The sequence below is a fragment of the Fluoribacter gormanii genome (assembly GCF_900156395.1).
GTDB lineage: Bacteria > Pseudomonadota > Gammaproteobacteria > Legionellales > Legionellaceae > Legionella > Legionella gormanii.
The window spans coordinates 189,972-215,108 of sequence record NZ_FTNL01000001.1 but is presented as its reverse complement, the minus strand read 5'-3'; the positions used below and the strand labels follow the sequence as shown (position 1 = coordinate 215,108).

The following is a 25,137-nucleotide window of genomic DNA, read 5'->3' as shown; positions in this document are numbered from 1 at the left end:
CACAATCTCAGTGAGTTTTTATTGTAAGAATAATGTTGGACTGGGAATCTTACATTTATGATTTATTTTCAATTAACAAGCGTGCAATATCTTTGGCAAAATAAGAAATAATAAAATCGGCTCCAGCACGTTTTATCGCAATCAAGCTTTCTATAATGGCTTGTTCTTCATTGATTAGTTTGTTTTGGGCAGCTATTTTGATCATTGAATACTCACCACTTACCTGATACGCACAAAGAGGCACTTCAGGGAAATTTTGTTTTAGTTTTGCTATAACATCCAAGTAAAATCCAGCAGGTTTTACCATGATCATATCGGCACCTTCCTCAAGATCCAGGGCTGTTTCTCTTAAGGCTTCAGCTCCATTAGCAGGATCCATTTGATAAGCCTTGCGATCGCCAAATTTTGGCGCTCCTTGGGCTGCTTCTCTAAAAGGTCCATATAAACAAGAACAATATTTAGCACTGTAACTTAAAATAGGAATATGTTGATATCCTTGAGCATCTAATGCGCCACGAATTGCATTAACCATACCATCAGTCATTCCACTGGGTGCAACCCAGTCAGCACCAGCTTGAGCATGACTTACAGCTTGTTTTGCAAGTAAAGCCAGAGTTTTTTCGGTATCAATGCATTCTTCATTAAGCACACCACAATGACCATGATCTGTGTACTCACAAAAGCAAAGATCGGTAATAATGAGGATATCTTTATTTACAGCGCGAATTTTTTTGATCGCCTTTTGAATAATTCCTTCATGATGAAATGATTCACTACCACAAGCATCTTTATGTTTAGGAATGCCAAATAGAAGGACTGCTGGAATGCCTAAGGAATTGAGCAACTCAATTTCTTTGGGGAGACAATCAAGACTTAATTGAAACTGACCAGGCATTGCATTTATCTCTTGTGGTCCATCAAGCAATTCACTGATAAATAAAGGAGCAATAAATTGCTGCGGATGCAAGCGTGTTTCTTTAACTAAAGCTCGGGACATTGGATTGCTTCTTAAACGAGTTAATCTTAGTGGTATGTTGTAGTCGGTCATGAATTAATTCCTATCATGTAGTTCATTCGGTGGCTAAGCGATCGAAGAGCTCAAAAAATTCGAGATATTTTAACACAACTCCTATAACTTGGGTGAAGACGCAAGCCTTAACGGGTATGACCCTGAATTTCTCGCTTTCGGATTATGTTACATCATACATCCTAAGCTTTAGTGTTTTCTTTTTTTTATTTTCTTATTGGAGGTATACAAGAAATCAATAGCGCTACTGCTATCACTATTGCTAATTTGGATACTAAAAAATCGATTGAGTAAGTATCTCAATGTCAACATATTCGTATCCGTTTGTGACAGACCGATGTTATAGCTTAAATAAAGACGCTTTGAAATAGATTTTCCCACTACAAAGGAAGTCGTGTCGCTTGAGGTGTTGGTGAGTTGATTATAGTTGGTATTAGTTTGTACATTAAAATCAATACCAGCAGTTTGTTTGAGTTGTTCTAAAAGCTGGAGACTGTTCGTGTTGCTACCGAGATTCATCGAAGATATAGCTGCTAGAAGTAATTGTCCCCCAGCCTTGTCTGCTTGGTTCGCCGGACGACCCAGGACAAGCATGGAAAGAATATCTGCTTGGGAAAGAGTTGCTGGATCAGAAAATAATTGTATTTTAGGACGAGTTAAGCGACCAGTTGCTTCGACGCCTAAAATCATTGTTTCTCCATAATTAATATTCTGCATATTGGTGCTATTAAAGTCTAAAAGTTGGCTTGAAGTAGCAAAGGTTGTTGAAGTAGTAGTAATTTTTTTTGCAGCCCGGAGATTAATTCCCGGGTTACTGATGGGTCCACCAGTAAAAATTAACTGTCCTTGTTGTATTGCCAAATCCTGCCCATAGGCCTTATAAGTACCCTGTCTCACTGATAATTCACCATATGCATTGATTGAGCTTTGTTGAGATTGTTTTAAATGCAGTACTCCATCCAAATACCCCTTTAACCCTTTTACATTGACTGCAACTTCTTTGCCCATTTCAAGATCAATATCCAGGCTGTTAATCAAGGTAAATGAAGGGGATGATTTTTCCTTGCGTTTATAAACCACATCGTCGGGTAAGGATACGCTGTTGTGGAATGAACGGGGTTTAATTTCAGCATAAGGAACCAAGATAGTACCTGAAATGGATTGTACTGTTGGTGTTAAATGCAGATTGAGTTTTGGTGAAACGTGAACCTTGTATTCGCTGGTTTGAATCAGCGGAAAATCATTGCCTTCCAGGGCGATATCAGTGGTAAATTGGGAGCTTAGATTTCCTTTTCCAGTAAGTGATAAGTGATGACCTGAGGATATTATTGAACCTGTTGTCTCCCAAGAACGTTCTTTTCCACGAACATTAATTTCAAAAGAATCGACATTAAGTCCTAGCCTGGGTAAGAAAAAACTGGTTTTTATCAGTCTTAATTGACTTTCGATTTTTCTTTTATTCAAAGTACCGCTTACTTTTAATGAACCAATCAATTGTCCTTTGAGTTTGTTAATTTCAGGGCTAATTTTTTGTAAAAAATCCAGTGAGTTTAATTCCAATAATAATTCACTGCTGATTGGTTGTTCGTCCTTTAAGCCAGTATCAAGAGCAAATTTAGCTAACTGAAACTTAAGTTTTAAATTTTTATGTTCATCAATCGCTATAATACCAGAACCTTTAAGAGATTCAGGTGAAAGGAGGACTTTTAGAGAACCACCTTTGAATTGAAGCTGTGGGAGGGCGTCATTACTGAGTTCATGATAAAAACCAGGATGTATTGTGAGTAATAAATTCCCTTGATTTTTGGCACTTATCTCACCTTGAGCTGATAAATTGGTATACAAACGAGTAGGCTGGGGTGTGCTGTTCTGAGGACTTAGATTCGCATCAAAAGTCCATTGCCAAGGCAATGTTCCGCGAATTCTTGCCTTCATTAGCCAATGATCTTCGGGAACAGTGGTCATTTGAGAGTGCATATTAATTTGTAGATTGGGTAAGACACCGGTTGCTGTAATCCTTCCTTTTTCACTATCGATGACTTTATCTTGATCTGTATTCCATTGCAGGCCTTGCCATTGAGCGGTTATTAATTGGCTTTCTCGTAGTGAATGAGGATGCAACTGTATATCTAATTGTTTTATTTTAATTTTAAGTGATTTATTTTGATATTCGATTCCGCTTAAAGTAAAGTGATTTAATAGACTACCCTCAATTTGTTGAATTTTTATGTTACCAGGAACATATAAACGACTGAAATGAATTATCGTATGTAGACCTGATTGAGTTTCTAATAAAAATAAGACAATTCCGCCCAACAAAATAAGAAATAGCGAACTAATATAAAGTGTTTTGACTAACAAGCGCAGCGCTTTTACCAGAATTCGCATCATAAGTCTGGTCCCATGCTGATTACTAATCGTGGGCTGCTGCTATTTCGCTGCCATCGTTTATTGATTTCTTGAGCTAATCCTACTTTAATTGGCCCTATAGGTGAAACCCACATTAAACCACCACCTGCATCGAAATAACCTGCTAAAGGAGTTGGATTGTAAACAGCCCCTGCATCATAAAATGCAATGAGGTACCAATTTTTTCTAGTTTCCTTTTGAATTTCAAAGCCACCATAACTGATTACTCTGCCGGGACCTATTGCATTAAAACCAAAAGCTTTTAAATTATCTGCTCCTCCTAAAAGTAATGCAAGTGACAATGGCTGTTGATTGATATTATTGATCGCAGTAACCCCTTGAATTGCATGTCCGTAAAGACGTAAGCGGATTGGTTCTATTCGCATTGCAGCTTTAATATCTACGGAAGCTTGGGCAAAATTAATTGTAGACAAAAGCGCTTGATTTGCAGCGAGGCCATTAAGCGTGATGTTATACCCTGATGGCGAAAAAAGCAGATCTTGTGTTTTGCTAAACGTGAAACTTGCTTTGGGATAGAGTAGAAATTGTTTCGTATTTGGCTCTAATGCATAATGAAATCCTTCATATAAGGTATTTATTGATAAAGTACGTTGATAATTAGTTACACGATGCTGTTGAGCCAGTGAAATAAGAAACGAGTTACTATAACCTGCAGTGTAGCTTAAATTCGAAAAGTTTCCGGTAAGAGTATACTGATCATTAACGGGGTTTTTTCCGGGAACTACATACTGGGCCTGCAATGCATTTTGAACAAAGGACCCTTGGGCCATAAGATTGAGTTTATGTCCTTGGCTATTGACTGGTACTACATGTAAGGCCGCTCGGCCGCGAGGCCCTGTGTCTGTTCCATAACCTGCGCCAAGAGTATAAGAGTATTTGGATACAGGTTCAGTATAGATTTGCACAGGAGTTGTCGGGTTTTCTGTAATTTGTGGTTTAACAAGCACTGAACTAAAGTAGCCGCTGTTTGATAAATCATTGTTTAATTTGAGTATCTTATCCCCTGAATAGACTTGTCCTGGATGAAAAGGAACAAAACGGTGCAGTAATTTAGGGTTAATATATGTAGGGTTAAATTGTATTTGACCAAAATAATAAAGAGGCCCAGTATCAAGAATGAGTGTGATTTCTGCTGTATAGTTATCTTCATCGATTAAAATTTCACTTTTCTTAAATCCAGCACGCATATAACCTTGACTTTCTGCGCTATCAAGAAGTTTTAATTTGGTTTGTTCATATTGTTCCGTGAAAAGGGGAGCTCCCTGTTGCAGAGGCACATTGTTTATTGCATTACGTAAGACAGGATTATGTGTTCCTTCGCCAATGATCTCTATTTTAAGCAGTGAAATCATGATTTGTGGACCAGCATGGATGGTAACGAGCAACTGCTGGGTATTAGGTCTTTGAAGTGTTGCATCTGCTTTAAAATAGCCGAATGGTTGAACCGCCTGAATTATTTGCTCTCTCAATTCTTCCAGGCTAAATTGGGAGAGAGGCTTTAATTTTTGTAATTCACTCAATCGTTTTTCAACGTTCGCTTCTACTTTTCCAGAAACTCCATGAATAGTAATAGATACTGAGTCATTACTTTTAGCAAATAAAGCAAAGCAGGTAATGAGAAGTATCATATAAATTAATTTTTTCATGATAGTCTCAGTACTCGCTTCACCAGAAATATCCTCTTGTTCTGCGTATAAAACGCTTTAACGAATATACACTTATTCGAAATTTAGGGCTAGGAATAAAATATGTCTGCACTGCATCCAGGCTACATTGCTGTTGCATTACTACACATCTGCCGTCTCCATACTTTTGAGTCGATAAATTAAGTCAAGCGCTTCTCTAGCAGTCAATTGATCTGGATCAATTTGCGCCAACTCACGCAGAATAGCTGATTGAGGTTTTATTTGAACTATAGGTTGGGCTTGAGAAGTCGATGGTGTCTGATTTTGTACATGATGTAAGTGAGTGTGAGCAATTTTTAAAACTTCAGGAGGTATGCCAGCAAGCTCGGCGACCTCAAGCCCATAACTTCGGTTTGCATGCCCAGGCTCTACCCGATATAAAAAGATGATACGGCCAGTATCCAAAGAGGCTTGTAAGTGAGCATTTCGAATACAGGACCACTCTTGGGGAAGATTTGTTAATTCAAAGTAGTGCGTGGAAAACAAGGTATAGGCCTTGATAGTTGTCGCCAGATAGGTGCAAGTGGCATAAGCTAGCGCCATGCCATCGTACGTACTGGTTCCGCGACCGATTTCATCAATTAAAACCAGACTTTCATGGGTTGCCTGTCTTAAAATTTGTGCTGTTTCAGTCATTTCTACCATAAAAGTTGAACGTCCTGAGGTCAAATCATCACTAGCCCCAATGCGAGTAAAAATTCTATCAATAGGTCCTAAAGTGACAGATTTAGCGGGTACAAAGCTGCCAATATGGGCTAGAAGTACAATTAAGGCAGTTTGGCGCATGTAAGTTGATTTTCCGCCCATATTGGGGCCGGTGATAAGCAATATATTTTGCGACGGTTTAAGTTGTAGGTCGTTGGCGATAAAACGTTCTTGTAGTAAATGTTCAATTACTGGATGACGTCCGGCTTCAATGGTAATTTGTGATTCAGCTACGAGATTTGGGCGACACCAATTCAGGCTCTGTGCTCGTTCTGCAAGAGTTGTTATCACATCCAGTTGAGCTAGTGCCTGCGCTAATTGTGTCAATTCGTTTATATTTTGCTGGATTTCAACCAGTAAATTCTCATACAACCATTTTTCACGAGCTAAAGCCTTCACCTGTGCCGATAAAACTTTCTCTTCAAATTGCTTCAATTCTGGAGTGATATAACGCTCTACATTTTTTAAAGTTTGCTTTCTATGGTAATGAGAAGGTGCTTTTTCTGCTTGGGCTTTGGAAAGTTCAATGTAATAGCCTTGTACGTTATTGAAGCCAAATTTCAGAGAAGATAATCCGGTTCTTTGTTTTTCTTCAAGCTCTAATTGCATGAGTTTATCGTTTGCACGCGTGCTGAGCATTCTCAATTCATCAAGCTCTTCATCAAAACCGGGAGCTATAACGCCACCATCACGAATTAACACCGGGGGATTTTCTATAATCGCGGATGCAAGCAATTGCTGGAGCACTGGTAGTGGTTTAATGTGGTTTTTTAATTGTACGGTGAGTTCGCTCTTGCTGTGGGCAAGTACAGTATTCAGCTCGGGAAGTAAAGCTAAAGTATGACTTAAAGCAACCAAATCACGTGGGCGAGCTGATTTAAGCGCAATACGGGAGATAATCCGTTCTACATCACATGTTTGTCTTAATAACTCATGGATAGATTCATCGTTTTGCAGGTGCATTATTTCCATTATCGCATCCTGGCGGGCTTTGATGTTGTTATGATCTTTAAGCGGTCTTCCTAACCAACGTTTGAGTAAACGACCGCCCATGGCACAGGCAGTTTTATCCAAAAGAGCTAACATGCTGTTTTCATGATTGCCATTGATGTTATCGAATAACTCAAGATGTTTTTGTGTCGCAGCATCGAGTTGCAAGTAATCATGTGTATGTTCTAGGGTTATCGTAGTTAAATGAGGTAGCGCTTGTTTTTGTGTCGTGTGTAAATAGGCCAATAATGCACCTGCTGCAACCAGTGCGGTGGTATATTCTTGCTCACCAAACGCCGCGAGATCATTTACTGAAAATTGCTCACACAAGAGTTTTTTGGCACTGTCAAAGCAAAACTCCCAGCCTGGCCTTAGCTTGATTGGAAAATTTTGGCAGTATTCTTCCAGTGAGGATGTTTCTTGTAAGAGCAACTCTGCGGGTTGTAATCTTGTAAGCTCTGCACTGAGCTGATTTCTTTCAGCTAATTCCAGCAAATGAAAACGGCCGCTACTTAATTCAACCCATGCGAGACCAATTTTTTGCTTTTGATGGTGAACAGCCAAAAGCAAATTATCTTTTTTAGCATCCAAAAGTGCTTCATCAGTCACTGTTCCTGGAGTGATAATACGGGTAACCTGACGTTCCACAGGTCCCTTACTCGTTGCAGGATCTCCTATTTGTTCGCAAATAGCTACTGACTCACCTTTTTTAATTAATCTTGCCAGATAATTTTCTACAGCATGGTAAGGAACTCCAGCCATAGGGATTGGTTTATCAGCAGATTGGCCACGATGGGTCAAAGTGAGATCCAATAATTGCGATGCACGTTTGGCATCATCAAAAAATAACTCATAAAAATCACCCATACGGTAGAACAGGAGCATATCAGGATATTCTGATTTAATGCGTAAATACTGTTGCATCATCGGCGTATGGGAAGTTGTCATGAATTTTTTTACTCGAGTTGAAATTGCGGCGATTTTAGCAAAATCATATAAGGTAGAGTAGAGCTTATTTGAAATGGTCGAGTAAGATTATCAGTTAATCTTTGAGTGCAGGGACAAGGTTTGGGTAATTATTTTCCATTTCGGGCTTTTTAAACATCAATAAATAAACCATGGATTCAAGAATAGAAACTGGGATATTATCAAATAGACTCAATCTAAATGATCTATTATGAACAGGCAAAGGAAATGCTATGTTAACTCCAAAGGATGTTAAGACCATTGAAGCAGCAAAAAAAATTGTTGAAGAGCGTAATCTAACTCACGTCAAGGTTGGTTTATTTGATATTGATGGGGTTATGCTTGGAAAGTATATGAGCCGCAATAAATTCTTCTCGGCTCTGGATAATGGTTTTTCTTTTTGTGATGTGATCTTGGGGTGGGACTCCAAAAATAAACTGTATGATAATGGCAAATATACTGGTTGGCACACCGGTTACCCAGATACTTTAGTGCGTATTCTTCCCGAAACGTGTCGCGATCTTGTTTTTGAAGAAAATCAGTTGTTATTTATGGCTGAATTTGCTGGAGAGGCCGAAACCGTATGTCCTCGAGCATTACTGCGTCGCATTGTTAATAAAGCCGATTCAATGGGGTTTGTCGTCTATGCGGCCTTAGAATATGAATTCTTTATGTTTGATGAAACACCTGACAGTGTGCGTTCCAAAAGCTTCCGCGATTTAAAACCCATGACGCCTGACTTCTTTGGTTATTCAATGATTCGCAATACCGTTCATGCGGATTTATATCATCAGATCCTCAATATGAGTGAGATTATGGACTTTCCTATTGAGGGTTTGCATGCGGAAACAGGCCCTGGGGTGATTGAAGCAGCGATCGCTGTAGATAAGGCCACCGAAGCAGGGGATAAGGCTGCTTTGTTTAAAACATTTATGAAGGTATTAGCACAGCGCAACAATATGATGGCAACTTTTATGGCTAAATGGTCGCCGCATTATCCAGGGCAAAGCGGACATATTCATCTTTCTTTACGCCATAAAAACGAGGGAATCAGTGCGTTTTATGAACCCTCCATGCCTTATAATATGAGCCCAATTCAACGGCATTTTATAGCAGGACAACAGTTACTTATGCCTGAGTTTTTGGCAATGGTTTCGCCTACTGTGAACAGTTTTTCTCGTTTGATTCCAGGATTCTGGGCTCCAACTGATGCAACATGGGGTGTAGAGAATCGCACTACGGCACTACGTGTTATACCGGGAAGTGATAAGTCGCAACGGGTTGAATATCGGTTAGGTTCTGCCGATTCGAATCCTTATTTGGCCTTGGCAGCAGCTTTAGGCTCTGGTTTGTATGGAATTGAACAAAAGCTCGAACCATACCCCGAAATTAAAGGCAATTCTTATACACAGCAGCACGAAGCAGAGCTTGCTTTACCACGTACTCTTTGGGAAGCAGCTACTCGTCTTAAGCAATCAAAAGCCGCTCGTTCTTTATTTGGCGATTCGTTTGTTGACCATTTCGCTTCTTCTCGAGAATGGGAAGAGCGCGAATTTCGTCGCCATATTACAGATTGGGAATTGGACCGCTATTTTGAAATTATTTAACCTGGGCTTAGTCGATTATGAAAGACACTTTGAAAACCTATTCGCCTATAGATAACTCTCTATATGTAGAACGTGCTTTTGCCAAAGAGGATGAGATTCAATTAGCTTTGGAAAGGGCATTAAGTGCAAAAAAGAACTGGGCAGCTACTCCCTTGACCGAGCGTGAGCGTTACTGTACTGCGGCAGTAGATGCTCTGGTTGCCAAGAAGGATGAGATTGCCAAAGAAATTTGTTGGCAAATGGGTAGACCTATCCGTTATGCGTCTGGGGAAATTAACGGCCTTGAAGAGCGGGCTCGTTATATGATCGCTGCTGCACGTGATGCGCTCGACCCGATCTCATTACCTGAAAAAACTGGTTTTATTCGTTATATAAAACGTGAACCATTAGGACTCACATTAGTCATTGCTCCTTGGAACTATCCTTACCTTACAGCTGTAAATGCGATTATTCCAGCGATAATGGCTGGAAACGTGGTTTTACTCAAACATTCAGCACAAACACCACTTGTAGCGGAGCGATTTGACCAAGCATTTAGAGAAGCAAATTTTCCGCAAGGAGTGTTTCAGTATTTGCATCTGACTCATTCCGATACGGAAAAAATTTTGCGTGATTCGTCAATAAACTATATTGCTTTTACGGGTTCTGTTGCTGGCGGGGCGATGATAGAACGAGCAACCGCAGGACGGTTTTTGAGTATTGGCTTGGAGCTTGGAGGAAAAGATCCAGCCTATGTTCGTTATGATGCTGATATTGATAATGCAGTGGATACACTTATGGATGGAGCGTTCTTTAACTCAGGCCAATCCTGCTGTGGTATTGAGCGTATTTATGTTCACAAGAGTGTTTACGAGCATTTTGTTAACAAGGCAGTAGCCTTGGTTAAACAATATAAACTTGGGCGCCCTGATGATCCTGAAACAACCCTGGGACCACTCGTTCGTCCTTCTTCGGTGGCGTTTGTACGCGCGCAGATTGAAGAAGCTTTAGCGCAAGGAGCTATAGCACATATTGATAGTCGAGATTTTGTAATGGATCAACCCGGGTCTGCTTATATGGCTCCCCAAATTTTAACGCAAGTTAACCACAAAATGCGGATAATGACAGAAGAAACATTTGGGCCAGTAGTTGGTATTATGGCTGTTGGTAGCGATGAGGAAGCTATTGCATTGATGAATGACAGTGAGTATGGATTAACAGCTGCTGTTTTTACTCAAGACATTACCCAGGGAGTTGCTATTGGTGAACAACTTCATACAGGAACTTTTTTTATCAATCGCTGTGATTATCTCGATCCTGCGTTGGCTTGGACTGGAGTTAAGAATTCTGGACGTGGATGTACGCTCTCTGCTATAGGATATGACGTACTGACTAGACCCAAATCGTATCATTTAAAAACGATTAATAGAGAAAGGAATCTACCATAATGAGTACATTACTGACGGCTAATTGGAATTATCCCACTTCAATAAAGGTAGGAGCAGGGCGTATTCATGAACTTGTCGAGGCTTGCTATGCTTTGGGAATAAAGTCACCTCTCTTGGTCACGGACAGTAATCTCACGAAATTACCTGTGATTGAGTCAATATTGACTCAATGTCGTGATGCCGGCTTGTTTATTTCCTTATTCGCCGATGTAAAAGCAAATCCATCGGGAGCACATGTCATCGCAGGTGTGAATGCCTATCAAAAGGGGCAACATGATGGGGTTATTGCATTTGGAGGAGGCTCCGTGATTGATGCTGGTAAAGCAATTGCCTTGATGATTGGACAAGATCGTCCATTATGGGATTTTGAAGACATAGGAGATAATTGGCAACGAGTGAATGCTGCGGGTATAGCTCCTGTTATTGCTGTACCAAGTACCGCAGGTACCGGTTCAGAGGTTGGTCGCGCTTCTGTAATTACGGATACACAACAACAACGCAAAAAGATTATTTTTCATCCTAAAATGATGCCGGCTATGGTTATTTTAGATCCTGAGGTGACAGTTGCTTTGCCACCGAATATTACGGCAGCAACAGGTATGGATGCTTTATCCCATTGTTTGGAAGCCTATTGTGCCCCTGGTTATCATCCGCTTGCAGAAGGAATTGCTCTTGAGGGGATTCGTCTAATAAAAGAACATTTACCTCGAGTGATGCAAAATGGGAATGATATAAATTCCAGAACACAAATGCTTGTAGCTTCTTCGATGGGGGCAACGGCTTTTCAACGTGGATTAGGAGCTATGCATGCACTTGCTCATCCTTTGGGAGCAATTTATGACGCGCATCATGGACGGTTAAATGCCATTCTAATGCCTTATGTATTACATGCTAATCGATCCGCAATTGAATATAAAATAAGGCGGTTAGCGACCTACTTGGAGATTGAAAATGGGTTTGATGGATTTCTTGATTGGGTAATACGGTTGCGTCAAGAATTAGGCATCGAGTACAGTTTAACTGAAATTGGCATTGATAAACGACATGCGAAACGTATTGCAACAATGGCGACGGAAGACCCTTCAGCACAGAGCAATCCAATTCTTTTTGACACGCAACAATATGAACGCATCCTTATTACAGCAATCCAAGGTGATTCTCTCCATCATTCAGAGACGGTGAAGATGGGATTGGCAGAAGCTCCTTAAGGAACACCATGAACATTGGAATATTACAATGTGACCAAGTCGATCCAAGGCTAATTGCTGTACATGGAACTTACTCGGGAATGTATATTAAATTATTGCATCAGGAAGAGCCAAATTTGACCTTCACTGTCTATGATGTGCGTTATGGTCTATTGCCAAGTCATGTTGATGCCGCGGATGCATATGTTATTACCGGAAGTCGCTATGGTGTCAACGATGATTTAGCATGGATCAGCACGCTTGAAGAATTCGTTCGATGTCTTCATGCGGCAAGAAAAAAAATCATAGGAATTTGTTTTGGCCATCAGCTTATCGCGAAGGCGTTAGGGGGAAAGGTTATAAAATCTCACCAAGGGTGGGGTATAGGTATGTCTGTAAATAAAATTACGCAACACAAGCCTTGGATGTCACCATCTCTAGGGATGTTAAAGCTAATCGTTAGCCATCAGGATCAAGTTGTGCTTCTTCCTGACGGGGCAGAGGTACTGGCTGCTAGTGATTTCTGCCCGTTTTATATGTTGCAGATTCGCGACAACCTGCTTAGCGTCCAAGGGCATCCTGAGTTCAGCAAAAGATATTCTCAAGCATTGATTGAACTTCGCAAAAATAACTTAAGCAAAGAACTAGCCGATAAGGGATTAAAGTCATTGCGGCTTCACTGTGATGATAAGGTATTTGCCAAGTGGGTTATTAATTTTCTGAGTGTCTAAAATAAGATGCTGCTATACTTTTTTATTGAAATATCAATAGGTCATGGTTGAAGTTAAATTTATTTGCTAGAATCTAAAGGGATTTAAAAAAAATATTAAACTTATAGGGAGAATGAAATGAATCGTTTCGCTTTAATTGCTGCAACTGGTTTTTTAGCATTAGCGCTAACTGCATGTGGTGAGTCAGGCAACAAACAACCTGCTGCCGGAACTACTACTGAAACTACTACTACACAACAACCAGCTCCAGCACAACAACCTGCTGGCGGCAACCAAACTCAAAACCAGTAACAAACTTTAACCTGGGTGAAGGCTTAGGCCGTAACCCAGGAAAATTTCGGCCTATTCATGAGTTCTTTTGATAAACTAATCAAGGAAATTTCAGCAATTCTTAAAAGAATGAATTGGCAATTAGTTACGGCCGAATCATGTACTGGCGGACTCATTGCAAGTTATCTCACTGAAGTTCCTGGTAGTTCAGTCTGGTTTGAACGAGGGTTTGTTACGTACAGTAATCTCTCGAAAGAAGAGCTGCTCTCAGTGCCTAAGCAATTAATTGAAGAATACGGTGCAGTCAGTGAGCCTGTTGCATTGGCGATGGTGACCGGTGCTTTGCAACATAGTACAGGTCATGTTGCGGTATCGGTTACCGGTATTGCTGGCCCGGATGGTGGCAGCATTGAGAAACCCGTGGGAACAGTGTGTTTTGGTTGGGCCGCTAAAGGCATGAAGCCCAAAATATCAAGAAAACAGTTCGTTGGCAATCGACAAGATATACGCTTGGCTGCATGCCAGGAGGCTTTATCTGGTATTCTTTCTTATATCCAAAATTGAGAAATACTGGCGTCGATAAAAACATGATCTTGCAGGGAGCATGGACACTTTACTAAGTAATTTTTCCTAGGCCCGGATTAGAATGAATTTTCGCTCTATAAATTTAAGTGCTTCTATATTTATTTTGCTATGGTTATCCAGGCTAAATCTTCAGCTACCTGATATGCTCTTTGATCAAACTCAACTTTCACACGATCTACAAAGGGTACATTTGCTCTCTCTGGCGTAGGAAAAAATATATGCTTGGCGGCACAAGAAATATTTATTGCTGCGCGTGCTGCATATAACGAAGCAGCTGTTACTTTAGAAGTTAGTTCTTCATTTTTACTTTGCATAATATGTATCTCGAAAAAATGTATATTAATTTTACCAAAAGATTAAAATAATCTCAATATGAGTTGGTTTTCAGCAGTAGGGTGGTTTTCATTCTAAAAGCGACATTTTGGTTTTGTCTCATTTAAGCTTGAGCAAAAAAACTACTTTAATACAGTGAATCAATTTGCTGCTTATTCCTATCTGTGTGATAATTTTACCCTTGCATATAACTATCTGGAAAATATTATGGAAGAAAATAAACAAAAAGCATTATCCGCTGCCCTCTCGCAAATTGAACGTCAGTTTGGTAAGGGATCAGTGATGCGTATGGGCGACAGCACCGTATCCCGAGATATAGAAGCCATTTCAACTGGGTCTTTAGGATTGGACATCGCTTTGGGAATTGGTGGTTTACCCAAAGGACGTATTGTTGAAATTTATGGCCCAGAGTCTTCTGGTAAAACAACTTTAACCTTACAAGTTATTGCCGAATGTCAAAAAATGGGGGGCACTGCCGCATTTATTGACGCAGAACATGCTTTAGACCCAAGCTATGCGCAAAAACTGGGTGTTAATGTGGATGAGTTATTGGTTTCTCAACCTGATACAGGGGAGCAAGCTTTAGAGATTACCGATATGCTGGTACGTTCAGCTGCGGTCGATGTCATTATTGTTGACTCTGTTGCTGCATTAACTCCTAAAGCAGAAATTGAAGGAGAAATGGGAGATTCACATGTTGGTTTACAAGCCCGACTCATGTCACAGGCTTTACGTAAATTGACTGCTAATATTAAACGCTCCAATACGCTGGTCATTTTTATTAACCAGATTCGTATGAAAATTGGCGTAATGTTCGGTAGCCCTGAAACAACTACTGGCGGTAACGCATTAAAATTCTATGCTTCCGTTCGCCTGGATATTCGTCGCATTGGATCCATTAAAAAAGGCGAAGAAATCTTAGGTAGTGAAACACGAGTTAAAGTTGTTAAGAATAAAGTGGCTCCACCATTTAAGATGACCGAATTTGATATTCTGTATAACGAAGGTATTTCTCGTGAAAGTGAAATTATCAATTTAGGTGTCCAACTCAATCTGATTGAAAAATCTGGGGCTTGGTACAGTTATAAAGGTGAGAAAATTGGTCAGGGCAAAGATAATGTTCGCTTATACCTGAAAGAGAATCATCAAGTTGCAGCAACTCTTGAGCATCAAATTCGTACAGAGCTTTTAGAGAAAAAACTCCCTATGCTTGCGTCAGCTAGTGCCGACGAATTTGAGGCCGTTGATGACTAAAGCATTTGATTGTGCTGTGCGCCTGCTGTCCAGGCGCGAGCACAGTGCACTAGAGCTTTGTGATAAATTAAAGCAAAAAGGATATAGTGCTATAGAAGCAAAAAAAGCATTGGATGAATGCCAACGCTTGGATTTGCAAAGTGATCGACGGTTTGTAGAAATATGCAGTCGTTCACGAATACGTCAAGGTTATGGACCTTTGAAAATAAGCCAGGAATTGAGTAGCAAAGGAATTGATAAGGAATTAATTCATCAGTTTTTGCAGCAGGAGCAAGATAATTGGTTGACTTATGCTTTAGATGTTTGGCATAAAAAAAGTAGAGGTCAATGTGATTTATCGTTTGATGAGCTCCAAAAACAACAGCGTTTTTTGCTTTATCGTGGATTTGGTATGGATACCATTGTTCAAGTGAAAAAAGAATTGAAAAAATAAAAATGAAATCGTAGCCTGGGTAATGCGCAGAAACTTTGCTTTTAAGTTAAGCGAAACTTCCTCCCCCCAAAAGGAGAGAAGGTGCCCGTTAGGGGGATGAGGGAGCACTATATTGCTCCTTCACCACAATCCCTCTTCCATTGCTGGGAGAGGGGGAAGATACTGTGCTTTACCCAGGTACGGTTGAAAATTAAAATTAACTCAAATTGGTGTTGATTCGAAATGAAAAGTTCTGAAATTAGAAAAGCATTTTTTGATTATTTCACACAACGTGGTCATCAACTGGTGGAATCCAGCTCCTTAATTCCTGCTAATGATCCTACTTTATTGTTTACTAATGCGGGTATGGTGCAATTTAAGGATTTATTTTTAGGACTTGAAACACGTTCTTATCAGCGAGCGGTTACTGCACAACGTTGTGTACGCGCAGGTGGTAAACACAATGATTTAGAAAATGTGGGGTATACAGCAAGACATCATACATTTTTTGAAATGTTGGGTAATTTTAGTTTCGGTGATTATTTTAAGCGGGAAGCAATAAAATTTGCTTGGGAATTTTTAACTCAAGTTCTACATTTGCCCGAAGAGCGTTTGTGGGTGACTGTGTATAAAGAAGATCAGGAAGCAGAGGATATTTGGTTAAAAGAAATGAAGGTTTCGGCCGCACGTTTCTCGCGTTGTGGTGAAAAAGATAATTTCTGGTCTATGGGGGATACAGGCCCTTGTGGTCCATGTACCGAAATTTTTTATGATCATGGTCCTGAAATTCCAGGTGGCCCTCCGGGAAGTCCTGATGAAGATGGGGATCGATATATTGAAATTTGGAACCTGGTATTCATGCAATTTAATCGGGATAAAGATGGGAATTTGCATCCGCTACCCAAACCTTCTGTAGATACAGGTATGGGACTTGAGCGACTTGCTGCCGTAGTTCAAGGCGTCCACAGCAATTATGAAACGGATATTTTCCAGTATTTAATTAAATCGACAGCAAAACTTGGAACGGTTACCAATTTAGATCACACCTCTTTAAAGGTAATTGCTGATCATATTCGTTCTTGCGCTTTTTTAATTGCTGATGGAGTGATTCCTGGCAATGAAGGACGAGGGTATGTACTAAGAAGAATTATTAGAAGGGCCATAAGGCATGGTAATAAGTTAGGCTTGCCAACACCGTTTTTTTCACGATTAGTAGAGCCTTTAATTACAGTAATGGGTGATGCTTATCCTGAATTGATAAACTCTAAAGCTCATATAGAAAAAATCCTTAACCAGGAAGAAAACCAGTTTGCCCGCACCCTTGATCAGGGATTGCGTCTTTTGCAAGAGCAAATGCATTCTCTTGGGGGCCACGAAATACCAGGAGAAATTGCATTTAAACTTTATGATACCTACGGTTTTCCTGTCGATTTGACTGCTGATATAGCTCGAGAGCAAGGTCTCTATGTGGATATGGATGGCTTCAATCAATTGATGCAACAGCAAAGAGAGCAGTCTCAGGCTGCCAGTCAGTTCAGCGTGGATTATAGCACTACTTCCCAATTGGATTACCAATCTAATTTTCATGGTTATGAACAAAAAGAAACCGAAGGAAAAATTATTGCCTTGCTTCTAGAAGGAAGCGAAGTGGAAGTCTTAAGTCAAGGGTCGAAAGGGGCTGTAGTTCTGGATCATACACCTTTTTATGCAGAAAGTGGTGGCCAAGTAGGAGATAAGGGAATATTAACAAGTACAGGTTTTCGTTTTCGTGTCGATGATACGCAGAAAAGAGGTCAAGCCATAGTACATTATGGCGAAGTAGTGGACGGTTCTGCGGCCTTGGATCAGTTGGTGAAAGCCGAAATAGATAACAAGCGCCGAGAAGCAATTCGTTTAAATCATACAGCAACTCATTTATTGCACGCTGCTTTAAAAACAGTAGTCGGACCACAAGTCCAGCAAAAAGGTTCATTGGTTGATGCGGAGCGCGCGCGTTTTGACTTTTCTCATTTTGAATCATTGACCACAGAACAAATCAAAGAAATTGAAGTATTAGTTAATGATCAAATTCGAGCCAATCACGAAGTGGTAACTCGAGTCATGGATATTGATTCCGCCAAAAAGAGTGGTGCTGTCGCTCTGTTTGGAGAAAAATATACCGATGAGGTACGTGTGTTATCTATGGGTGAGTTTTCTAAAGAACTTTGTGGCGGAACTCACGCACGGCGGACAGGTGATATCGGGTTGTTTAAAATCGTTGCTGAATACGGAATTGCAAGTGGTGTAAGACGTATTGAGATGGTAACTGGTCGTTATGCGTTAGTTTGGGTTAATGAACAACAGTTACTTCTAACTGAGTTAGCGTCATTGTTAAAAACCACAATGAATAACTTACCGGACAAGATAGGTCAGCTGATTGCTGAAAATAGAAGTTTAGAAAAAGAAATTGCCAAATTACAAAGTGAGAAAGCACAAAAATCAGGAGCAGATCTGGCAAATGAAGTAGAACAAATCAATGGAATGAGTTTACTGGTAAAACAATTGGAAGGTGTTGATAATCAAACCATGCGTACTACCTTGGATCAACTGAAATCCAGACTTGACTCAGCTGTAATTGTTTTATTTACAGTGGATCAAAATAAAATGAATGTGATTGCTGGTGTGAGTAAGAGTATTTTAGGGAAAGCACCTACCGCGGCTACATTGGTAAAACATCTCTGTGGAAAGGGTGGGGGACGTGATGATATGGCTCAGGGAGGAGGAGTTTTGCCACCTGATTTGGAGAAAAAGATAGAAGAAATTAAAGAAATGGTACGCGATTCGTAATTGTTTATTTAGCCTGGTTTTTCTCCACCAGGCTACTTATCTGTAAAGTAATCATACATAAGGAGGATGGCATGAGTTTTTTACAAGAGTTTAAACAATTTGCTATAAAAGGGAATGTGATTGATCTTTCTGTTGCTGTGGTTATTGGTGCGGCATTTGGCAAAATTATTAGCTCATTAGTTAGCGGCATTGTGATGCCTTTAATTGGCTTGTTATTAGGTGGAGTTAATGTCGCAAATAAAACGTTTTCCGTAGGTGATGCGATTGTAAAATGGGGTGAATTTCTCCAAGCCGTGATTGATTTTACAATCATTTCATTTTCAATTTTTGTAGCAATTAAAGCAATTTCATTATTAAGAAAAGAGGAAGAAAAGAAAGAAAAACAAACCAGAGAAGAAACATTATTAACTGAAATTCGTGATTTGTTGAAGGAACAGAGTGCAAAAAGCGAATAAGTTATTCGAGCAATATTTGCATTATTCTTAGCCTAGGTGCAGCAAAGTGAAACGGGGGTAATAAATTTCAAATCCCAGGGATTCACTTTACTGTACCGAAGCTACGGAAATTTTATTAATCTATTACCCCGGTATCGAAGCTCCCCTCAGTATCTGTAAATCTGCTATAATTTTAAACAGAAATCTTCATTAATAAGGATAGTTATGACTGGGCTCTTGAATTTAATTGCTGTAATTGTTGTCTTTGGGGTGATTTTATGGTTAATCGATACTTTTATACCGATGCCGCCATCAATTAAAAGCTTATTAAACGTACTTGTTCTTATTATTTTAGTTATCTATATTTTACAATTTTTTGGCTTGATAAAAACAATTTTACCTATGATTAAGATTTTTAAATAAATCAATCAAAACATTAGATTGTAGTTCAGCTAAATCAGGGATTTAGAGTGATCGGGTTTCTTCTTTACTAAGGAACACTTCAATATTTTGCATCAAGTTCTATGCAAATCCAGATCATTTCAACATCATAATTTTTGCAGTTTCAGCTTTTTCAAATAACTCTTCTATTTTGGAGTCAATTGGAAAATTGCTGCTTTTACAGCTATCAAGATAGATTTGCTTTGGGGTGTAACCCAAATAATATTCTAATGTAGCATTTGCTCCATTACTTTGTTCAAAAAAGTTATATTTGCTGAGCACGGACTGATATTGATTAATATGGGAATCCTAAATTCTACCCATTTTCTTATAAACAAAGAATGGCAGCCGGGTGATTATTCCCATAATAATTTTCCAGAAATAAGGATAATAAAACATTCTTTTTTTATGTATCAGGGCGTTCCAACAGGCTTGCGCGCAACCGTCAGGTGGGGCAGCGTAAAAAATTCCGGGTATGCCATAAGTTTGTTTGGTGTCAATAAAACCCAAGCGAGCAATGGTGATGTGTTGATTCGAACTGGCAGCTTGCTGTAAACCCTGAAGATAAATTTCAATGCTTGCTTTACTGGCTCCATACAGACTGTTTTTGGCGCGTCCACGGCATGCAGCAACAGAACTTAAAAACAATAAATTATATTCTTTTTGCTGACGACTTAAGTAGGTGTGGATCAATAAAGTAGTGGTCAAAATATTTACTTTGATGAGCTGAGAGATTGTTTCAATATTCAAATGGTCGTTATCGGTGAAGTCGCTGTGTGCAATCAATAAATCCAGTTCACGGTTTTCTTTTTTAAAAACTGCAAGCAGATCATTAACTTGTTCGATCAAATCTAAAACAAGTACATCACAGCTCACTTGATATCGAAGTTTGATATCATTTGCAATCAGATCAAGCTGTTTTTGCTGGCGCCCTACGAGAAGTAATTGATGTCCTGATTGGGCAGCAATGTGAGCAAATTTTTCTGCAATGATGGAGGTTGCGCCCAGTATGACCCATGTTCTTTGTGTCATTTTTTAATCCCTAATCGGTTTGCCAGATCAGAGTTCATAATACATGCATGGCGCTTAAGGACTTGAGAGAAGTGTTCATGCTTCTCATACATCTTATGATATTGTTCTTCATTTAAAAAATAGTCCTTGGCTAAATAAACTCGCCCATTGAGTTCAGTGATTAATTGATTCATGGCAGATATTGCCTGCTTCGCTTGTGCATTATGAATAAAATCAACTGCCAGGGTAAATCCAGGTTTACAAAAGGAAAGTAAGCCTTCTCCAGATTGAGTGAACAGTTTGAGCACAGTAAGGGTTGGCGTAGCCTTATGACGCCGCATCAATTGTATTAATCGATCTAAAGTGTTAGGAGCATGCTCCGTACTAAAAACGGCTTGAAATTGAACTAATCCTTTAGGTCCATAAAGTCTGTTCCAGTGCATGAGTTTATCCAGTGGATTATTAAATTGCTCAAGTGTTAGTTTTTCTTGTCCTTTTTTATGATTAAAAAAAAGCTGATTAAACAATTTTATACTCCAAGGCCTGATTAAAGAAAAAGGAATTTTAGGTATGGAGTGGATTTTGAATTGTTTATCGTCGAACGGCTCACAATAATCCGCTACAGAAAAAATAGCGCGGGGGACGGGATTAAGTAGATCCAGCCAGGCAACTTGATAATCATGATGAGTGCCCTCTGTCACCATATATTCGGTGAGTGATTGGAGCGATTCAAATTGCTTGTGCTTGGTTTGCACAAAACGAGGAGCCTTTTTTAAACGGAGTGTAGCACGGGTAATAATCCCTGTAAGACCTAAGCCTGCGATCGTGGCATGAAATAATTCGCTATTTTCATTACGGCTACAATGAATTTTCTTACTTCCAATCAGTAAATCGAATTCAAGGAGATGGTGTCCAAAACTACCTTCGAGATGATTGTTTTTTCCATGCACATCATGAGCAATTCCACCTGCAACTGTAGCATGGACAGTCCCTGGTAGAACGGGAGGAATGAAATCAGGATGCACAAAAAATAAATCTTTAAGTGGTACCCCTCCTTGACAGATTACAATACCCGTTTCAGGATTAAAATCGATAAAATGATTCAGACGTTCGCTATCAATAATAAAACCATCAGTATTAAAACAACTGTCGTTATAGCATAGCCCTGAACCACGTACGAGGATATTTTTTTGGGGATTATGGGCAAGGTAATCAGTAAGTTGTTCTTCATTATCTGGACGTAAACAGAACGACTGGCTATAGCGCGCACGGCTAAAATTGGTGAATGTTTTTGTTTTGCTGCGCATTTTATATGTGGTTTCATCATTTCCAATATTTATGACTATAATTCATTTAGATACATAATTAAAAGGAATTATGATGAAAACTATTTTAATCTTTTTAGGCTTTCTCTTTTCCCTTTCTGTTTTTGCAGCCGATATTCCTCAGGATTATTTAGGCGCACAAAAATATGACAAAACCCAGTGCTTTCATAATACAAGTCAAGATTGTATTAATTCGCAATGTTTGAACTCTTCTGAAATCGATTGCCAGGATAATTGCCGAAAAATGGCGCAGGCAAAATGTCAACAACAGACTAATGAGTAAGTTTTTGTTTGCTCTTGTTTCTAATTAAGTTTGATATATTGTCAAATGATTGGCATATAATTTTTGACTGTCAAAGCAAACATGTCACTGGTTATATTGATTAATCTCGAATTAGTAAATACCTCAATTTTTTCAGCATTGTTGCTTGGATCAAGGCGCAAACCCAAATCCAGGCTTCAATTCTACTAGAAATGACAAGGCCATTTTATAAATGGCATACAGTTTGCATAAGGCTATTCAATAGAAAAATCATGATGGTTACCTGAATTTAATGAGTTAACTTCAAGTTCAAAAAATTTGTATGGATTGCTTATATGGCTGATAAAAACGTTTTATCACAAGAAGAAATAGATGCATTACTAAAAACAGTGGGTGAATCTCCTGAAGAGGAGCATCCAGAACCGGAAAGCCAAACACTTTCTAAAGAAAAATCGGATCATAAAAAAGCAAAAGGGAATAAAAAGGATGTAACCAATTCTACATTTGAGCCAATTGAAATAAAAAAAGAAAATGATGTAAAAACACTTAATTTTACTGCTCAAGAACGAATTGTCAAAGGCAAGCTGCCTGTATTAGATAGAATTTATGACCGTGCAGTGCGTTTGTTTGCATCTGATATCTATAATGTGACTGCCAAGGATTTTGAGATTAAGCAAGACCCATTACTTATTATAAAACATCGCGATTTCATGGAAAGTTTGCCTAACCCAAGCTTAATGAGTATTTTTAAATTCAAACCATTACGAGGCAAAGGCATAATTCTTTTTGATAGTACTTTTGTCTATGATCTGGTCGACTATTACTTTGGCGGCAGTTCCCAATTTTTTGCCCAAAAAGACAGAACAGATTTTACTGCAACCGAGCTGCGTGTTATGGAAGTGATCACCAAAAAGCTCATTGCCAACCTGAGTCAAGCCTGGAAACCCATTATTCAGCTTGATATCACCAAATTTAATGATGAAACAAACCCACAGTTGGTCAATATAGCAGAACCTGAAGAAATGCTACTGGTAGCGCGTTTTTCGATGGATTTTGGCAAAGAAGTAGGTATTTTCTATTTTATTTTGCCTTATTCCATGGTTGAGCCAATCAAAGAGCAATTGGAGCTTGGTGCTTCTCGTCCAGATGATGAAATTGATCCAAACTGGGTCAAATCACTAAAAGAAGAGTTAATGGATGTTGAATTAACTGTGAGCTCGGCAATGGCGGAAACCAAAAGCACTCTCGGTGCTGTGATGTCATGGCAAGTAGGGGATTTTATACCTATGGAAATGAAAGAAATAGTTACTTTAGATATTGAAGGAACCCCAGGCTTTACGGCAACTCAAGGTACTGCGAATGACAAGCGTGCTGTAAAAATAATAAAAAATATTAGTTATTAGGAGATGAGTAATGTCTCAAGAAGCAATTGAACAACCCAAACCATCAAATACCCTTCCTCAGGAAGCAGACAGTGAAAAAATGGATTTGATTCTGGATATCCCTGTATCAGTGACCGTAGAAATTGGTCGCACTAAAATGACAATTCGTAATTTACTCCAATTAAACCAGGGAGGAATTGTTGCCCTGGATCGTTTAGCAGGTGATCCGCTTGATGTTTTAGTCAATGGGACCTTAGTTGCACATGGGGAAGTGGTAGTGGTTAATGATAAATTTGGTGTGCGATTAACCGATATCGTCAGCAAAGCAGAACGAATTAAGCGGCTAAGATGATGCAAACTGCACTGAATCAGGGAGAGCTCATGCGTGTTGTCATGGGCTTATTGTTCGTTTTATTGCTTATCCTAGTATTGTCCTGGCTGGTGAAGCGGCTACATGGTATGCAAATGAGCTCGACAAAAGGATTTCAATCGGTAGCGAGTATGATTTTAGGCCCTAAGGAAAAAATTACCTTGTTAAAAGTGGGGGCGCGTTATTTATTGGTTGGCTCAGGTTCCGGGCATGTCACGCTGCTTTATGATTTTGGTGAACAATTACCCACAGGTTTTGATTCCATGAATAAAACTTCATTTGCAGCGCTACTTAAATCAGTTACGAAATCATAAGATGAACAAAATGAGTTTAATGATGCGATATCCATCCTATAACATAGAAAGAGTCAGTTCTTATAAGTCTCGAGTTCTGATGCGTTTCACTCTAGCCTCTGTATGTATCATTTTGTTGTGTTTGGTTCCTCTAGCTTTGCAGGCGGCACCGTTATCGTTACCTGCGATGACAGTGCAACCTGGAGCAAATGGCGAACAAACTTATAGTGTTAATCTGCAAATTTTGATTTTTATGACTTTGTTAACTGTTTTGCCAGGGATGTTGATGGCAATGACGGCTTTTACAAGAATAATTATTGTACTTTCTATATTACGTCAAGCCATAGGTTTGGCGCAGACTCCGACGAATCAAATCTTAATTGGTATTGCGTTATTCATGACTTATTTTGTGATGTCTCCCGTTTTTAATAAAATCAATGATACGGCAGTGCAGCCTTATCTGGCTGAGACTATGAAATTCCCTCAAGCTTTGACAAATGCCCAGGTTCCTTTGCGCGAGTTTATGTTAAATCAAACCCGTAAAAATGATTTATCGTTGTTTGAAAAATTTGCTCAAAAAAACCCAGCGACTCTCAATGAAGTGCCAATGAGTGTAGTGATTCCTGCATTCATAACCAGTGAATTAAAAACAGCGTTCCAGATTGGCTTCATTTTGTTTTTACCTTTTTTAATTATTGATATGGTGGTATCGAGTGTTCTGATGGCTATGGGTATGATGATGCTTTCACCCTTGATTATTTCACTACCCTTTAAGATCATGCTTTTTGTTATGGTTGACGGGTGGACACTTATTTTGGGATCGCTGGCGTCGAGTTTTGCTATGAGTTAAATGCCTTATTTTGTGTCCAGATTACGAATTACAGGGAAAAAAAATTATAGGGAAATAATATGACTCCAGAGTCTGTAGCTTCTATATTCAGTGAAGGTGTGTATTTGATGTTGTTATTGATCATGGTACTCATTCTTCCTGGTTTGATTGTTGGTGTGATCGTTTCTATGTTTCAGGCAGCGACACAGATTAATGAAACGAGTTTAAGTTTTATACCCAAATTATTTATTACTTTTTTAATGCTTGTATTTGCTGGTCCTTGGTTATTGAAGACTATGGTGAATTACACTGATTCTTTAATTACCAATATTCCTTATTTAATCGGTTAGCTGAA

24 protein-coding genes are annotated in these 25,137 nt (G+C 39.2%); 17 read left to right on the top strand and 7 right to left on the bottom strand.

Annotated features, from left to right (window positions below):
• Positions 1 to 55: 55 nt before the first annotated feature.
• The 4 genes from hemB to mutS form a co-directional block, all read right to left on the bottom strand.
• Positions 56 to 1,048, bottom strand: a complete 993-nt coding sequence (gene hemB / locus BW930_RS00945) for a porphobilinogen synthase (RefSeq protein ID WP_058467870.1) — start codon at positions 1,046 to 1,048, stop codon at positions 56 to 58.
• 168 nt (positions 1,049 to 1,216) lie between these two features.
• Positions 1,217 to 3,418 (bottom strand): translocation/assembly module TamB domain-containing protein, encoded by a 2,202-nt coding sequence (locus BW930_RS00940; RefSeq protein ID WP_058467871.1) that lies wholly within the window; start codon positions 3,416 to 3,418, stop codon positions 1,217 to 1,219.
• Positions 3,415 to 5,103, bottom strand: a complete 1,689-nt coding sequence (locus BW930_RS00935) for an autotransporter assembly complex protein TamA (protein ID WP_058467872.1) — start codon at positions 5,101 to 5,103, stop codon at positions 3,415 to 3,417. Before BW930_RS00935 ends, BW930_RS00940 begins: the two co-directional genes overlap by 4 nt.
• Before the next feature lie 141 nt (positions 5,104 to 5,244).
• Positions 5,245 to 7,785 carry a DNA mismatch repair protein MutS gene (gene mutS, locus BW930_RS00930; protein ID WP_058467873.1) on the bottom strand — a complete coding sequence of 847 codons (2,541 nt, stop codon included), beginning with the start codon at positions 7,783 to 7,785 and terminating at the stop codon, positions 5,245 to 5,247.
• Between the two features lie 251 nt (positions 7,786 to 8,036).
• Here mutS and BW930_RS00925 point away from each other — a divergent pair, with 251 nt between their 5' ends.
• The 6 genes from BW930_RS00925 (at position 8,037) to BW930_RS00905 (ending at position 13,589) form a co-directional block, all read left to right on the top strand.
• Positions 8,037 to 9,410, top strand: a complete 1,374-nt coding sequence (locus tag BW930_RS00925; RefSeq protein ID WP_058467874.1) for a glutamine synthetase family protein — start codon at positions 8,037 to 8,039, stop codon at positions 9,408 to 9,410.
• Between the two features lie 17 nt (positions 9,411 to 9,427).
• A complete protein-coding gene (locus BW930_RS00920) occupies positions 9,428 to 10,837 on the top strand; it encodes an aldehyde dehydrogenase family protein (protein ID WP_058467875.1) in 1,410 nt (469 codons plus the stop codon).
• Positions 10,837 to 12,045: an iron-containing alcohol dehydrogenase gene (locus tag BW930_RS00915; protein ID WP_058467876.1), complete on the top strand. Its 1,209-nt coding sequence runs from the start codon at positions 10,837 to 10,839 to the stop codon at positions 12,043 to 12,045. The genes BW930_RS00920 and BW930_RS00915 overlap by 1 nt, the downstream gene beginning before the upstream one ends.
• Before the next feature lie 8 nt (positions 12,046 to 12,053).
• Complete coding sequence (locus BW930_RS00910; RefSeq protein ID WP_058467877.1) at positions 12,054 to 12,755, top strand: glutamine amidotransferase-related protein; 702 nt, start codon at positions 12,054 to 12,056, stop codon at positions 12,753 to 12,755.
• 117 nt (positions 12,756 to 12,872) lie between these two features.
• Positions 12,873 to 13,046 carry a hypothetical protein gene (locus BW930_RS17065; protein WP_165481610.1) on the top strand — a complete coding sequence of 58 codons (174 nt, stop codon included), beginning with the start codon at positions 12,873 to 12,875 and terminating at the stop codon, positions 13,044 to 13,046.
• 57 nt (positions 13,047 to 13,103) lie between these two features.
• Positions 13,104 to 13,589, top strand: a complete 486-nt coding sequence (locus tag BW930_RS00905) for a CinA family protein (RefSeq protein WP_058467878.1) — start codon at positions 13,104 to 13,106, stop codon at positions 13,587 to 13,589.
• 119 nt (positions 13,590 to 13,708) lie between these two features.
• On the opposite strand, the gene BW930_RS00900 is transcribed toward BW930_RS00905, so the two are convergent.
• A complete protein-coding gene (locus tag BW930_RS00900) occupies positions 13,709 to 13,924 on the bottom strand; it encodes a hypothetical protein (protein WP_058467879.1) in 216 nt (71 codons plus the stop codon).
• A 226-nt stretch (positions 13,925 to 14,150) separates the two neighbouring features.
• Between BW930_RS00900 and recA the strand changes: the two genes are divergently transcribed.
• The 5 genes from recA to BW930_RS00875 all read left to right on the top strand — a co-directional run bounded on the left by recA (position 14,151) and on the right by BW930_RS00875 (position 19,292).
• Positions 14,151 to 15,197, top strand: coding sequence for a recombinase RecA (gene recA / locus BW930_RS00895; RefSeq protein ID WP_058467880.1), 1,047 nt, complete (start codon positions 14,151 to 14,153; stop codon positions 15,195 to 15,197).
• Positions 15,190 to 15,630: a recombination regulator RecX gene (gene recX / locus BW930_RS00890; protein ID WP_058467881.1), complete on the top strand. Its 441-nt coding sequence runs from the start codon at positions 15,190 to 15,192 to the stop codon at positions 15,628 to 15,630. Before recA ends, recX begins: the two co-directional genes overlap by 8 nt.
• Before the next feature lie 222 nt (positions 15,631 to 15,852).
• Positions 15,853 to 18,435 (top strand): alanine--tRNA ligase, encoded by a 2,583-nt coding sequence (gene alaS, locus BW930_RS00885; RefSeq protein ID WP_058467882.1) that lies wholly within the window; start codon positions 15,853 to 15,855, stop codon positions 18,433 to 18,435.
• 71 nt (positions 18,436 to 18,506) lie between these two features.
• A complete protein-coding gene (gene mscL / locus BW930_RS00880; RefSeq protein ID WP_058467883.1) occupies positions 18,507 to 18,890 on the top strand; it encodes a large-conductance mechanosensitive channel protein MscL in 384 nt (127 codons plus the stop codon).
• Between the two features lie 204 nt (positions 18,891 to 19,094).
• Positions 19,095 to 19,292, top strand: a complete 198-nt coding sequence (locus tag BW930_RS00875) for a Thivi_2564 family membrane protein (RefSeq protein ID WP_058467884.1) — start codon at positions 19,095 to 19,097, stop codon at positions 19,290 to 19,292.
• A gap of 327 nt (positions 19,293 to 19,619) precedes the next feature.
• On the opposite strand, the gene BW930_RS00865 is transcribed toward BW930_RS00875, so the two are convergent.
• Both BW930_RS00865 and BW930_RS00860 read right to left on the bottom strand, forming a co-directional pair.
• A complete protein-coding gene (locus tag BW930_RS00865; RefSeq protein WP_058467886.1) occupies positions 19,620 to 20,342 on the bottom strand; it encodes an SDR family NAD(P)-dependent oxidoreductase in 723 nt (240 codons plus the stop codon).
• Positions 20,339 to 21,628, bottom strand: coding sequence for an FAD-binding oxidoreductase (locus BW930_RS00860; protein WP_058467887.1), 1,290 nt, complete (start codon positions 21,626 to 21,628; stop codon positions 20,339 to 20,341). The genes BW930_RS00865 and BW930_RS00860 overlap by 4 nt, the downstream gene beginning before the upstream one ends.
• A gap of 73 nt (positions 21,629 to 21,701) precedes the next feature.
• Here BW930_RS00860 and BW930_RS00855 point away from each other — a divergent pair, with 73 nt between their 5' ends.
• The 6 genes from BW930_RS00855 to fliQ all read left to right on the top strand — a co-directional run bounded on the left by BW930_RS00855 (position 21,702) and on the right by fliQ (position 25,132).
• Positions 21,702 to 21,929 carry a hypothetical protein gene (locus BW930_RS00855; RefSeq protein WP_058467888.1) on the top strand — a complete coding sequence of 76 codons (228 nt, stop codon included), beginning with the start codon at positions 21,702 to 21,704 and terminating at the stop codon, positions 21,927 to 21,929.
• A gap of 314 nt (positions 21,930 to 22,243) precedes the next feature.
• Positions 22,244 to 23,311, top strand: coding sequence for a flagellar motor switch protein FliM (gene fliM, locus BW930_RS00850; protein WP_058467889.1), 1,068 nt, complete (start codon positions 22,244 to 22,246; stop codon positions 23,309 to 23,311).
• Positions 23,312 to 23,321: 10 nt separating this feature from the next.
• Positions 23,322 to 23,642, top strand: coding sequence for a flagellar motor switch protein FliN (fliN, locus tag BW930_RS00845; RefSeq protein ID WP_076547449.1), 321 nt, complete (start codon positions 23,322 to 23,324; stop codon positions 23,640 to 23,642).
• Positions 23,642 to 23,974, top strand: a complete 333-nt coding sequence (fliO, locus tag BW930_RS00840; protein ID WP_058468047.1) for a flagellar biosynthetic protein FliO — start codon at positions 23,642 to 23,644, stop codon at positions 23,972 to 23,974. Before fliN ends, fliO begins: the two co-directional genes overlap by 1 nt.
• Before the next feature lie 79 nt (positions 23,975 to 24,053).
• Entirely contained in the window at positions 24,054 to 24,803 is a 750-nt protein-coding gene (gene fliP, locus BW930_RS00835; protein ID WP_058468048.1) for a flagellar type III secretion system pore protein FliP, read from the top strand.
• A 59-nt stretch (positions 24,804 to 24,862) separates the two neighbouring features.
• On the top strand, positions 24,863 to 25,132 hold the full coding sequence (gene fliQ, locus BW930_RS00830; RefSeq protein WP_058467890.1) for a flagellar biosynthesis protein FliQ: 270 nt from the start codon (positions 24,863 to 24,865) through the stop codon (positions 25,130 to 25,132).
• Positions 25,133 to 25,137 lie beyond the last annotated feature (5 nt).

What these genes read in the sequence shown, in the direction of transcription:
- BW930_RS00915 (WP_058467876.1), top strand. Translation starts at nt 10,837, where the DNA reads ATGAGTACATTACTGACGGCTAATTGGAATTATCCCACTTCAATAAAG.
- fliQ (WP_058467890.1), top strand. Translation starts at nt 24,863, where the DNA reads ATGACTCCAGAGTCTGTAGCTTCTATATTCAGTGAAGGTGTGTATTTG.
- hemB (WP_058467870.1), bottom strand. Translation starts at nt 1,048, where the DNA reads ATGACCGACTACAACATACCACTAAGATTAACTCGTTTAAGAAGCAAT.
- recA (WP_058467880.1), top strand. Translation starts at nt 14,151, where the DNA reads ATGGAAGAAAATAAACAAAAAGCATTATCCGCTGCCCTCTCGCAAATT.
- alaS (WP_058467882.1), top strand. Translation starts at nt 15,853, where the DNA reads ATGAAAAGTTCTGAAATTAGAAAAGCATTTTTTGATTATTTCACACAA.
- mutS (WP_058467873.1), bottom strand. Translation starts at nt 7,785, where the DNA reads ATGACAACTTCCCATACGCCGATGATGCAACAGTATTTACGCATTAAA.
- BW930_RS00920 (WP_058467875.1), top strand. Translation starts at nt 9,428, where the DNA reads ATGAAAGACACTTTGAAAACCTATTCGCCTATAGATAACTCTCTATAT.
- mscL (WP_058467883.1), top strand. Translation starts at nt 18,507, where the DNA reads ATGAGTTTTTTACAAGAGTTTAAACAATTTGCTATAAAAGGGAATGTG.
- BW930_RS00905 (WP_058467878.1), top strand. Translation starts at nt 13,104, where the DNA reads ATGAGTTCTTTTGATAAACTAATCAAGGAAATTTCAGCAATTCTTAAA.
- BW930_RS17065 (WP_165481610.1), top strand. Translation starts at nt 12,873, where the DNA reads ATGAATCGTTTCGCTTTAATTGCTGCAACTGGTTTTTTAGCATTAGCG.
- BW930_RS00935 (WP_058467872.1), bottom strand. Translation starts at nt 5,103, where the DNA reads ATGAAAAAATTAATTTATATGATACTTCTCATTACCTGCTTTGCTTTA.
- fliO (WP_058468047.1), top strand. Translation starts at nt 23,642, where the DNA reads ATGCAAACTGCACTGAATCAGGGAGAGCTCATGCGTGTTGTCATGGGC.
- BW930_RS00860 (WP_058467887.1), bottom strand. Translation starts at nt 21,628, where the DNA reads ATGCGCAGCAAAACAAAAACATTCACCAATTTTAGCCGTGCGCGCTAT.
- BW930_RS00855 (WP_058467888.1), top strand. Translation starts at nt 21,702, where the DNA reads ATGAAAACTATTTTAATCTTTTTAGGCTTTCTCTTTTCCCTTTCTGTT.
- BW930_RS00865 (WP_058467886.1), bottom strand. Translation starts at nt 20,342, where the DNA reads ATGACACAAAGAACATGGGTCATACTGGGCGCAACCTCCATCATTGCA.
- BW930_RS00925 (WP_058467874.1), top strand. Translation starts at nt 8,037, where the DNA reads ATGTTAACTCCAAAGGATGTTAAGACCATTGAAGCAGCAAAAAAAATT.
- BW930_RS00910 (WP_058467877.1), top strand. Translation starts at nt 12,054, where the DNA reads ATGAACATTGGAATATTACAATGTGACCAAGTCGATCCAAGGCTAATT.
- fliM (WP_058467889.1), top strand. Translation starts at nt 22,244, where the DNA reads ATGGCTGATAAAAACGTTTTATCACAAGAAGAAATAGATGCATTACTA.
- BW930_RS00875 (WP_058467884.1), top strand. Translation starts at nt 19,095, where the DNA reads ATGACTGGGCTCTTGAATTTAATTGCTGTAATTGTTGTCTTTGGGGTG.
- BW930_RS00940 (WP_058467871.1), bottom strand. Translation starts at nt 3,418, where the DNA reads ATGATGCGAATTCTGGTAAAAGCGCTGCGCTTGTTAGTCAAAACACTT.
- recX (WP_058467881.1), top strand. Translation starts at nt 15,190, where the DNA reads ATGACTAAAGCATTTGATTGTGCTGTGCGCCTGCTGTCCAGGCGCGAG.
- fliP (WP_058468048.1), top strand. Translation starts at nt 24,054, where the DNA reads ATGCGTTTCACTCTAGCCTCTGTATGTATCATTTTGTTGTGTTTGGTT.
- BW930_RS00900 (WP_058467879.1), bottom strand. Translation starts at nt 13,924, where the DNA reads ATGCAAAGTAAAAATGAAGAACTAACTTCTAAAGTAACAGCTGCTTCG.
- fliN (WP_076547449.1), top strand. Translation starts at nt 23,322, where the DNA reads ATGTCTCAAGAAGCAATTGAACAACCCAAACCATCAAATACCCTTCCT.